Source organism: Nevskiales bacterium (assembly GCA_035574475.1).
Taxonomy (GTDB): Bacteria; Pseudomonadota; Gammaproteobacteria; order Nevskiales; family DATLYR01; genus DATLYR01.
The window spans coordinates 1-9949 of record DATLYR010000068.1; the positions used below are offsets into that span (position 1 = coordinate 1).

At 68.8% G+C, this 9949-nt stretch carries 9 protein-coding genes; 4 read left to right on the forward strand and 5 right to left on the reverse strand.

Going from position 1 to position 9949, the window contains the following annotated elements; translation table 11 throughout:
- The 4 genes from ggt to VNJ47_03830 all read left to right on the forward strand — a co-directional run.
- On the forward strand, positions 1-1534 hold a 1534-nt coding region (gene ggt / locus VNJ47_03815), incomplete at its 5' end, for a gamma-glutamyltransferase (GenBank protein HXG27959.1).
- Between the two features lie 125 nt (positions 1535-1659).
- Positions 1660-3468, forward strand: coding sequence for a hypothetical protein (locus VNJ47_03820; protein HXG27960.1), 1809 nt, complete (start codon positions 1660-1662; stop codon positions 3466-3468).
- 5 nt (positions 3469-3473) lie between these two features.
- On the forward strand, positions 3474-4034 hold the full coding sequence (locus VNJ47_03825) for a hypothetical protein (protein HXG27961.1): 561 nt from the start codon (positions 3474-3476) through the stop codon (positions 4032-4034).
- A gap of 180 nt (positions 4035-4214) precedes the next feature.
- The gene (locus VNJ47_03830) at positions 4215-4799 is read left to right on the forward strand and encodes a hypothetical protein (protein HXG27962.1); all 585 of its coding nucleotides are present in this window, start codon (positions 4215-4217) and stop codon (positions 4797-4799) included.
- Between the two features lie 95 nt (positions 4800-4894).
- On the opposite strand, the gene mutM is transcribed toward VNJ47_03830, so the two are convergent.
- Genes mutM through VNJ47_03855 form a run of 5 tightly spaced genes read right to left on the reverse strand, consistent with a single transcriptional unit; the run spans position 4895 to position 9715 of the window.
- Positions 4895-5710 carry a bifunctional DNA-formamidopyrimidine glycosylase/DNA-(apurinic or apyrimidinic site) lyase gene (gene mutM / locus VNJ47_03835; GenBank protein HXG27963.1) on the reverse strand — a complete coding sequence of 272 codons (816 nt, stop codon included), beginning with the start codon at positions 5708-5710 and terminating at the stop codon, positions 4895-4897.
- On the reverse strand, positions 5710-6603 hold the full coding sequence (locus VNJ47_03840) for a DUF4340 domain-containing protein (GenBank protein HXG27964.1): 894 nt from the start codon (positions 6601-6603) through the stop codon (positions 5710-5712). Before VNJ47_03840 ends, mutM begins: the two co-directional genes overlap by 1 nt.
- A 13-nt stretch (positions 6604-6616) precedes the next feature.
- The gene (locus VNJ47_03845) at positions 6617-8014 is read right to left on the reverse strand and encodes a DUF4350 domain-containing protein (GenBank protein HXG27965.1); all 1398 of its coding nucleotides are present in this window, start codon (positions 8012-8014) and stop codon (positions 6617-6619) included.
- A gap of 1 nt (position 8015) precedes the next feature.
- Positions 8016-8756: an ABC transporter permease gene (locus VNJ47_03850; GenBank protein HXG27966.1), complete on the reverse strand. Its 741-nt coding sequence runs from the start codon at positions 8754-8756 to the stop codon at positions 8016-8018.
- Positions 8753-9715, reverse strand: a complete 963-nt coding sequence (locus tag VNJ47_03855) for an ABC transporter ATP-binding protein (GenBank protein HXG27967.1) — start codon at positions 9713-9715, stop codon at positions 8753-8755. Before VNJ47_03855 ends, VNJ47_03850 begins: the two co-directional genes overlap by 4 nt.
- Between the last annotated feature and the right edge of the window lie 234 nt (positions 9716-9949).

Genomic DNA, 9949 nt, shown 5'->3' on the forward strand with positions numbered 1-9949 from the left:
CGCGGCGCTGGCCGTTGTCGAGCCGACCGGCTCGGGACTCGGCGGCGGCGGTTTCTGGCTGCTGCACCGCGCCGAGGACGGCTTGCAGGTGATGGTGGACGGACGCGAACGCGCGCCGCTGTCCGCGCGCCCGGACATGTACCTGGACCTCAACGGCGAGGTGGTGCCGGGCCTGTCCCAGGACGGGGCCCTGGCCGCCGGCATCCCGGGCGAGCCGGCGGCGCTGGCGCACATCGCGGAGCGCTACGGCCGGCTGCCGCTGGCGCGCAGCCTCGCGCCGGCCATCCGCTATGCCCGCGAGGGCTTTCCGGTGGACGAGAAACTGCAGCGTGCAATCGCGGGACGCCGCGCGGCGCTGGCGGCCTCGCCCGCGGCTGCGGCCGTGTTCCTGCCCGACGGCGTGCCGCCCCGTGTCGGTAGCCTGCTGGTGCAGGGTGAGCTGGCGCGCACGCTGTCGCGGCTGGCGGAAGAGGGTGCGGACGGCTTTTACCGCGGCGCTACCGCGGATGCGCTGGTGGACGGCGTGCGCGGCGCCGGTGGCATCTGGAGCAAGAAGGACCTGCGCAGCTATCGCGTCGTCGAGCGTACGCCGCTGGTGCTGGACTATCGCAACCTGCGCATCGTCACCGCGCCGCTGCCGTCCTCCGGCGGCATGGTCCTGGGCATCGCGCTGAACGTGCTCGCTGGCTACGACTGGGCGCGCCTGACGAGCGCGGACCGTCAGCATGTCACGGTCGAGGCCCTGCGCCGTGCCTTCCGCGATCGCGCCGAGCATATGGGCGATCCGGACTTCGTGCCGGCGCCCCTGCAGCTGCTGAGCCCGGGCTACGCCAGCGGCCTGCGCGCCGGCATCCGCCTGGACAAGGCCACGCCCAGCCGCAGCCTGACGGCGGCGATGCTGCGCGATGGCGAGGAAGGCGGCAACACCACCCACTTCTCGGTGCTCGATGCCGAAGGAAACCGGGTGGCGGCGACCCTGTCGATCAACCTGCCCCTCGGCTCCGGCTTCATGCCGCCGGGCACCGGCGTGCTGCTGAACAACGAGATGGACGACTTCGCCATCCGGCCGCAGACGCCCAACGCCTATGGCCTGGTCGGCGGCGTCGCGAACGCGGTGGCGCCGGGCAAGCGCATGCTGTCGAGCATGAGCCCGACCTTCGTCGAGACACCGGCGCGTGTGGCGATCCTGGGCACGCCGGGCGGCAGCCGCATCATCAGCATGGTACTGGGCGCGGTCCTGGCCTTCGCCGACGGTGCGGGTGCCGGCGCACTGGTCACGCAGCCGCGCCTGCATCATCAGTACCTGCCGGATGAGGTCGTCTACGAGGACGGCGCACTGAGCGATACCGACCAGGAAGCGCTGATCCAGCGTGGGCACCGGCTGCGCCGCAGCGAACCCTACGGCAACATGCAGGCGATCGTGTGGGAGCGCACACGCGGCCGGATCGAGGCGGCGTCCGACCCGCGCGGTATCGGCCAGGCACAGACGCAGGTAGGCCAGGCTGCGCCACCAGGGGCGGCCGTCGGCCGTTAGGTCAAACATCGGCCGTTGTTGCATTGGTATGGCGCGGCCATGGCACAGATATACTGTGCCTCACGGCGGCCGAGGGCCAGGTCAGATCGGGTCCATCGCGGTCGGCAGCAACGCAAGGGGGCTGCATGCAGCAGGCGGTCAGCTCACAGGCAGAGGCCTTGCTCGCGGCGGGCCTGCGCCTCTCGCGGCGGCTGCCGCTCGCACGCCTGACGCCGGCCGTCGTCGCCACCGAGGCGGGTCTGCCCTCGATCCGCTTCTTCGACGCCTATCCCGATCTCACCGCTTACCTGGTGGATCTCTATGAGCGGCATTTCCTGCTACCGGTGCGCCAGCGGCTCCAGGACATCCTGTCGCAGTCGCCGGCGGGCCCGGAGCGTACGCGCGCCGCCACCGCGGCCTACCTCGACTACTGCCTCACGCAGCGCGGCCTGCGTCGCTGGACGATCGAGGCGCGACAGTGGCCGGATTTCGATGCCGCCTACAACCGCGCCAGCCAGGGAATCCAGGTGCTGGCCGAAGGCGAGCTGCGCCCGCTGGGTTTCCGCAACCCCGCAGGTGCCGCACGGCTGTTTGCGGCCATGGTGTACGAGATCGCCCTGGTCGAGGTCGAGGACGGACGCGAACACGCCGCCCTGCGCCAGTGTCTCTGGCGCATGCTGACTTTCCGCAGCCGTCCGGTGTTGCGCTTCGCGCCGCGTCCGTGTACCGAAGCAGCACCGCCGACAACCGTTACGGCGACGCCGCGCCAGCGCCTGCTGCGCGCCGGCGAGGAGCTGCTGCGCGATCATGGCGGCAAACTGGAGTCGCTGACGCTGGACAGCCTGCTGGCGCATGCCGATGTGGATCGCGAGGCTTTCAACGGCGCCTTCGGCGACCTGCAGAGTTTCGAGCTGGCGCTGGTGCAGTCGTGGACCGAGCAGTTCATGACCCTCTGCCTGGCGGCTTCGCAGGGCTTGCCGCCCGGCGCCGAGCGCCTGCACGCATTCCTGACCGCGGCCTGGGACTGCAACCTGCATGCGCAGCGCGGCCTGCGCCTGCTGATGAAAGCCCTGCTGCGCACCGATCCCGAGCTGCGCGCCCGCATCCTGCTGCGCGTACAGAACTTCACCCGCATCGTCGCGCTGGAGTTCCAGGCAGTGGGGCTGCCCTCGCCGCAGGCGCTGGCGCGGTTGTTCGTCGCCGCCAGCACCGAGCTGGTCGAAGCCGAGGAAACCGCAGCCGTGCCCCTGCCGCGCCTGCGCGAAACCTTCTGGCAGTGGTTCGACCCGTTGATGGCCGGCGCGCGCCCGCGCGGAGCACGCGGCCGCATGCTCCGCGCGGACGCTGCCGCGGCGCAGACCAGCTTTCTGACCATGCAGATCGGCGAGGTGCCGGGCCGGCGCCGTCGCTCGGCGGCGGACCGTGCAGCCCTGCGCCAGCGGCTGGTGGAGGCCGGCGACCGCCTGCTGCTGAGCGGCGCGCGGCTGGACACGTTGACGCCCAACCGGCTGGCCCTGCTCGCGGGCATCGAGCCGGAGGATTTCGGCGCCTGTTACGCGCACGAGCACGACTACCTGGCTGATCTGTTCGGCTTCCTGCTGGACGAGGTGCGCGACATCACGGTCGAGGCGACCGCGCACATGGATCCCGGCATCCCGCGCATGTGGCGCGGCATCGAGGTTTACCTGGACGCACGCCTCGATCGGCCCACCATCCACGAGCTGTCGCGGCGGCTGCAGGGCAACCCCGCCGCCGTGCGCCTCAGTCGCGGTCGCAACGCCGCCTTCGTGCGTATCATCGCCACCGAGTTCCGGTCGGCCGGCTGGCCGGACCCGGACGAGAACGGCCACTTGATGACCGCGCTGGTCAGCGAGACGGTGCAGGCAGAGTACGAAGCCGGGCGCCGCCTGCCGGAGTATCGCATCACGCTGCGCAATTTCCTGGAGCAGGTCTGAAGACCATGCGCCCGCCAGCCTATCGCCAGCGCGAATTGCTGATCGAAGCCGGGCTCGAGCTGGCCGAGAAGTTGCCGCCGGCGCAGCTCACGGCGAGTGCGATCGCGCGCCGCGCCGGGCTGGCCACACGCAGCCTGGCCTTGCAGTTCGGCGGGCTGGAACGCTATGGCGAGGTCCTCCAGGGTCTCCACTATGAAGAGATGCGGCACCAGGCGCTGGCCGCCATCCACGGCCAGGGCCCCGGCCTGGAGCGCATCCTGCGCGCGACACAGGCTTACTTCGACTTCGCCTTCAGTCGCCGCGGATTGCGTGGCTGGCTGTCGGAACTGCGTGCGCGTTCGCCGGCCATGCAGGCGCAATGGCGACTGGACAGCCAGCTGTATGCGCAGTTTCTTGCCAGTGAGCTGGCGCTGTGCGGCTGGCCGCACCCGCTGGCCGGCGCGCGCTTGTACATCGCCGCTGTGCTGGAACTGGTGCGCTGCGAGCAGCGCGAAAGTCGCCGGCTGCCGGCGGCGCGGCGGGCGCTGGAGCGTTTCCTGCGCACTTACGGCCGCAACGGCCCCTGACCCAACGGCGTGACCTCCACGCGCAGGATGGCACCTGGCGCCGGATTCGCGGTCTAATCCGGTGTCGAGGTAGCGGGCCCGGTCGCAGTCAGCGGGCTTGTGCCAGGACCAGCTTCCGGGCCCCGTACAGGGGTCACATTCCCCAGGCTTTCCACGCGCTGCCTCGGCAGGAGGCTATTCATGCGACACCTTGCGCGTGTAGCGAGCCTGATCCTGGTGGCGGGCGCCGTTCTGCTGCAAACTGCTTGCAGCGGAGTGCTGCCGAGCAAACAGACCGAGACGCGCTCGCCGTGGACCAGCTTCGATCAGGCCAAGGCCAGTTATGACCTGATCCTGCCGGGCGAAACGCGCTTGCAGGATTTGCAGGCCATGGGCCTGGACCCGGCCCGGGCACCCAATGTGCGGCGATTGAATTACGTCGAGTTGATCGAGTTCTTCATGCCGCACCCGTCGATCCAGCGCTCCGACCTCGACCCGTCGTTGCGTGCCTGTTTGGATGCGCGCGAATCCTGCTATGCGTACGAGATCCAACCGGGGGTCACGCGCGAGAGGCGTCACGGCAACGTCGCGCTCGATGTCTTCGGTTTCCGGCGCGAGACCACCACTTCGGGGTGGCAGTTCAAATCGCTGATCGTGCTCCAGGGCGATGTGGTGACATACAAACTCTGGAGCGGGGAGCCCAATATCCAGCGTGAAACCTCCGAGCATCGGCCGCTGGGGCCGCTGCAGTCAGGCGAGAAACTCCTGGAGCGGGCGATCTACTGACAGGTCTCGGCCGGGGTACGGGTCGCGTGCTCGTCGGGGCAGCCTTACGGACGTGGGTCAGCTGCATGGTCGGAGGCGGCTGCATGGGATGCTGACTAGCGCTGGCAGCGGGGGCAGTAATAGCTCGAGCGCTGGCCGATCACGCGCTGGCGGATGGACGCGCCACAGCGCGGGCAGGGCTGTCCGGCGCGGTCGTACACGCTGAGCCGTAGCTGGAAATAGCCCGTGCCGCCGTCCACGCCCACATAGTCGCGCAGCGTAGTGCCGCCCTGACGAATGGCTTCCTCGAGTACCTCACGCACCGCCGCGGCCAGCGCGGCGTAGCGGGGGCGGGTTACACGACCGGCGGCTCGCAGTGGGTGGATGCCGGCGCGGAACAGTGCCTCGGAGGCGTAGATGTTGCCGACGCCGACCACGACGCGGCCATCCATCAGGAAATTCTTCACCGGCACGCGGCGCTCGCGGGCGCGCCGGAAGAGGTAATCGCCCGAGAATACCTCACTGAAAGGTTCCGGGCCGAGCGCTTTGAGCAGCTTGTGCTGCTGCGGGTCGCCCGTCAGCCACAGCGCGCAGCCGAAGCGGCGCGGGTCGTGCAGGCGCAGCAGCTGGCCGCCGTCGAGCAGGATGTCGAGATGATCGTGCATCTGCGGCGGCTGTGTGTCCGGCAGCACACGCAGCCGGCCGGACATGCCGAGGTGGATCAGCAGGCTCCGGTCGCCGCTGCGGAATAGCAGGTACTTGGCGCGCCGTTCCACACGCTCGATGCGGCGGCCGGGCAGTTCGCGCGCCAGCGCGGCCGGTACCGGCCAGCGCAGGCGCCGGTCATGCACCCGCACGGCGGTGACGCGACGGCCGAGCACGTGCGGCTCCACGCCGCGGCGCGTGGTCTCGACTTCCGGCAGCTCGGGCATCAGGGCTGCCCGGCGGGTTTCCCAGCGGCAGCGTCCTGCGGTTTGGCCTCCGGCTTGGGCGGAGCCTTCAGCTCGAACAGCTCGCTGTCGAGCGTTTTCGACAGCGCAAACTGCACGCCCAGCTCCGGGCGTGCCAGCAGCAGCTGCTCCTGACGGTCGAGGATGACGAAGCGGAAATTCTCCTCGCCGGCTTGGATGCGCACCTCGCCCTGTGCGCGCTTACGGCGGTCCAGTGGGCTGACCCACATGGCCTGCGCACGGAGCCAGGCATCGGCCATTTTCTGCGCCGCATCCGCGCCCTGATCGGCGCTGGCGGGCGTCACGGTCCAGCCTGACTTGTCGTTGCGGCTGAGCGTCAGGCCCGGCAGCTGGATGCGCGTGAGCTGGGCGCCTTCGGGCAGCAGCCGGCGCGCGACCAGATCGTGATAATCGGCATCGAGCGCGGCCGAGGGTGGATCCTCGATCAGATGCACGGTTTCGCCGAGCCGCACATAGCGGCGCGATTCGATCGGGTCAAGACCGCCGAACTCGAGGCGCACGTCGTTGAGCTGGATGCTCCAGTCGGAGGGCGCCAGGCCCAGTTTGGCGAGCTCCATTTCGGCCACGGGGTAGCGGCGCTGGCTGGGGCGGCTGGCCAGTTCGAGCAGGGCGCCGACCTCGATGCCTTCGGCGCGTGTTTCTACCGGTGCCGTCAGCCACCAGCTCGAACCGCGCTTCTCCAGTCGGATGTCGTCGCGCCCCGCATGCCGTACCAGGATGCGGTTGATGTCGTCTGCCTTCAGCCCGGTCAGCGGCGGGGGGGGTGGCTCCGGTTTCTCGCGGGCGAAGTATGCAGCCGCCGCCAGCCCGACCACGAGCACGGCGAGCAGCAGGTTGAGGTGCTTGCGTTTCATGTTCGAGGCATCCTCAGCTGCGGTGACGCAGCCACCAGCGCACCACGCCGATGCCCAGTAACGCGAGCGGTAGTGCGAAGATGAAGCCTCCGGCGATCAGCATGTAGGCCCAGGGTGGCACGTTGAGCGCAACGTCTTTGGCCTTCGGGATCTCGATCGACAGCTGTGTGTCGCGATTGGCCAGCCATTGGATCATGTTGACCCCCGCTTGCTGATTGCCGAGTTCTTTGAGGTAAGCGTTGCTCAGGAAGTCGCTGTCGCCCACCACCACGACGCGCTGCTGGGGCGGGGTCTTGTCCAGGTCGGCGAAGGTGAGCGTCTGGGGCGGCTTGTAGTCGGGGTGATTGCGCTGCAGCGTCACGCCCAGCATCAGCGGGCCGCGAATGTCGCCCGCAGCCTCGTCCAGGCGCATCTGCTCCTGCACCGGGCCGCTCTCCAGCCAGCTGCGCTCTGGCGAACGCAGCAGCGGCGTCGCCTGCCAGGCGCTGTCCTCGCGCGGGCGGATCGCGCGCGCGAAGGGAAACAGGGTGATGTTGTCGAGATCCTGAGTGATCGGATGCTGGCCGTAATCCATCACCAGCGCTACGGCCGGATGGCCGGTGCCCAGCAGCTGGAAGTCCGGATAGATCGCGGTGCCGTTGGGCAGACTGATGCCGAGGTCGTCGGCCAGCGGCTGCAGGCCGGCGAGTGTACCCGGATCGGCCAGCCACAGCAGACTGCCGCCTTTCTTGACGTAATCGCGGATCAGCTGCACTTCACCCGGCAGCAGGTTCGATTGCGGACTGGCGATGACCAGCACGGCGGTATTCCCGGGAATGGCCGGCGTGCGTGCCAGGTTCAGTGCCTGTACCTTGAGTCCCTTGTCGCGCAGTTCCTTGGCCAGCTGTCCGTAGTCGGCCTGCGCCTGGCCTTCGATCGAGCGTTCGCCATGCCCGCTCAGGAACATGATCCACGACTCGCCGGCGTACGACAGTCGCTGCAGGGCGGCCGACAGCGCCGGCTCGCTGATCACGCGCAGTTTCTCGCGTCGGCCCTGGTACTCGACCACGACCTCGCCACTGGCGGCGATGCCCAGCTCACGCACCTTCTCCGGCGCCTTGGCCGGGTCCACGAAGCTGAGCGTGATGTCGGGCTTGTGGCGCTGATAGCGCTCGACATAGGCACTGATCTCGCGGCGCAGCGTCTGGTCGGGGTACAGGTAGGCGGTGATGGTGACCGGATCGCGCATCGTCGCCAGCAGCTTGACGCTGGGCTCAGACAACGAGTTGCTGCGGTTCGCGGTCCAGTCCGCCGCATAGTCGTAACGGGTGGACAACCAGGCCAGCAGCCCGACCACCGTCAGCATCAGCGCGATGCTGACGACCTGCTGCAGGCGGTTCTGGAACTTCGGGTCGTTGAAACGCACAACCATGTCAGTGCCGCTCCATGTCGAGGCGCTGTACGGTCAGGCCGAGGAAGACGGCCGTGACCAGCAGGTAATAGATGACGTCGCTGGTCTCGAACACGCCGCGCAGCATGCTGTCGTAGTGGCCGATCAGCGACAGATAGTGGAATACGCCGCTGAACGGAAAGTCCTGGTAGCCGACCCAGTGCACCAGCCACAGCAGCAGCAGGAAGCCGAAGCTGGCCACCGCCGCGACCGTCGGCTGCGCCGTCAGCGAGGACATGAACAGGCCGGCGGCACCGAATGCGCACATGATCAGCGCCAGACCCAGCAGACCGGCAGCGACGCGGCCGAGGTCCAGGTCGGTGGCCGGCAGCAGCGACAGCGGCATCAGCGCCACCAGCACCAGCACCGCCAGCATGAAGCCGGCCAGGCCCAGGAACTTGCCCAGGACAATCTCGGTGAGCGAGGCCGGCGCCGACATCAGCAGGTCCAGGCTGCCACTGCGCCGCTCCTCGCTGAACAGGCGCATGGTCAGCAACGGCATCACCAGCAGCAGCAGGATGGCGGAGAAGCCGAACAGCGCGCCGCCGACGACCTCGCTGACGCCGGGCGGGTTGTCGCCCATGAACGGTGCATTGGCGTAGTCCACCAGGCTCATGACGAAGATCAGGCCGAGCACCAGCTGTACCACCGCCAGCACGGCCCAGGCCAGTGGCGAGACGAAGATGCGGCGCATTTCATGCACGGCGATGTGCCAGGTCTTCATGCGGCGTTCTCCAGCGTTGTGTCGTCCTGGGTGGTGAGCTCGACGAAGATTTCCTCCAGCGTCTTGCGCGCGGCATGCAGCTCGTACAGACCCCAGCCGTTGCGCACGGCACGCTCGGCCAGTGTCTCGCGCAGATCCTGGCCAGGCGCGCACTCCAGGCGGATGCGGCCGTCGGGCAGCTGCCGCGCCTGGGTCACGCCGCCGATGCCGGTCAGACTGTCGAGGCTGGGCGGGTTGCGCAGGCCCAGGGTGAGGATGCTGGGCTGTGCCTGGGCCTGCAGCTCGGCCATCGCCGCCGAGAACACCAGCCGACCGCGATTGATGATCACCACGCGCGAACAGGTGGCCTGGATCTCGGACAGGATATGGCTGGACAGGATCACGCTGTGCTGCTTCGCCAGTTCGGCGATCAGTTTGCGGATCTCCCGGATCTGGATCGGATCGAGCCCGACGGTGGGCTCGTCGAGAATGATGACCGGCGGGCGGTGGATGATGGCCTGCGCCAGTCCGACGCGCTGCTGGTAGCCCTTGGACAGGTTGCCGATGATGCGGGCACCGACGTCGTGCAGGCCGCAGTCGCGCTTGGCGGAGGCCAGCGCCTCGGCCAGGCGCGCGCGCGGCACGCCGTGCAGGCGGGCGCAGTAGCGCAGGTATTCGTCCACCGTCAGCTCCGGGTACACCGGCGGGTGCTCGGGCAGGTAGCCGAGCGCGGTCTTGGCCAGCTTGGGGTCCTCGGCCAAGTCCACCCCGTTGATGTACACGCTGCCGCTCGTGGGTGCCAGGCAGCCGCTGAGCATGCGCAGGGTGGTGGATTTGCCGGCGCCGTTCGGCCCGAGCAGGCCGAGGATGTCGCCGGCGCGCAGCTCCAGGCTGATGTCCTGGGCGGCGAGCTTGTTGCCGTAGCGCCGGGTCAGGCCCCGGGCGCTGATCAATACCGGTTGTGCGGATGGTTGTGCCATCGTCGTTGGTCTCCCCCTTTTGAGCACGGCAGACGCCTGCGTTGGCGAAAGACCGGACAGGCCGCCAAAAGGTTCCGTCAGTGGAGCGGACCCGAGCACGCCGCAGGTCCGTGGCCGGCATTTTACCCGCCCGGCCCGGCGCCTCAAGCCCCGCACCGACCGGTGCGAAGCGCTATAAGGATATGCCGCAAAAACGGGCATCGCTCGGGTACACTAGGCGCCCTTTGCAGCGGC

Coding starts and splice junctions, on each gene's coding strand:
- VNJ47_03830 (HXG27962.1), top strand. CDS start 4,215: ATGCGACACCTTGCGCGTGTAGCGAGCCTGATCCTGGTGGCGGGCGCC.
- VNJ47_03840 (HXG27964.1), bottom strand. CDS start 6,603: ATGAAACGCAAGCACCTCAACCTGCTGCTCGCCGTGCTCGTGGTCGGG.
- VNJ47_03845 (HXG27965.1), bottom strand. CDS start 8,014: ATGGTTGTGCGTTTCAACGACCCGAAGTTCCAGAACCGCCTGCAGCAG.
- mutM (HXG27963.1), bottom strand. CDS start 5,710: ATGCCCGAGCTGCCGGAAGTCGAGACCACGCGCCGCGGCGTGGAGCCG.
- VNJ47_03850 (HXG27966.1), bottom strand. CDS start 8,756: ATGAAGACCTGGCACATCGCCGTGCATGAAATGCGCCGCATCTTCGTC.
- VNJ47_03820 (HXG27960.1), top strand. CDS start 1,660: ATGCAGCAGGCGGTCAGCTCACAGGCAGAGGCCTTGCTCGCGGCGGGC.
- VNJ47_03855 (HXG27967.1), bottom strand. CDS start 9,715: ATGGCACAACCATCCGCACAACCGGTATTGATCAGCGCCCGGGGCCTG.
- VNJ47_03825 (HXG27961.1), top strand. CDS start 3,474: ATGCGCCCGCCAGCCTATCGCCAGCGCGAATTGCTGATCGAAGCCGGG.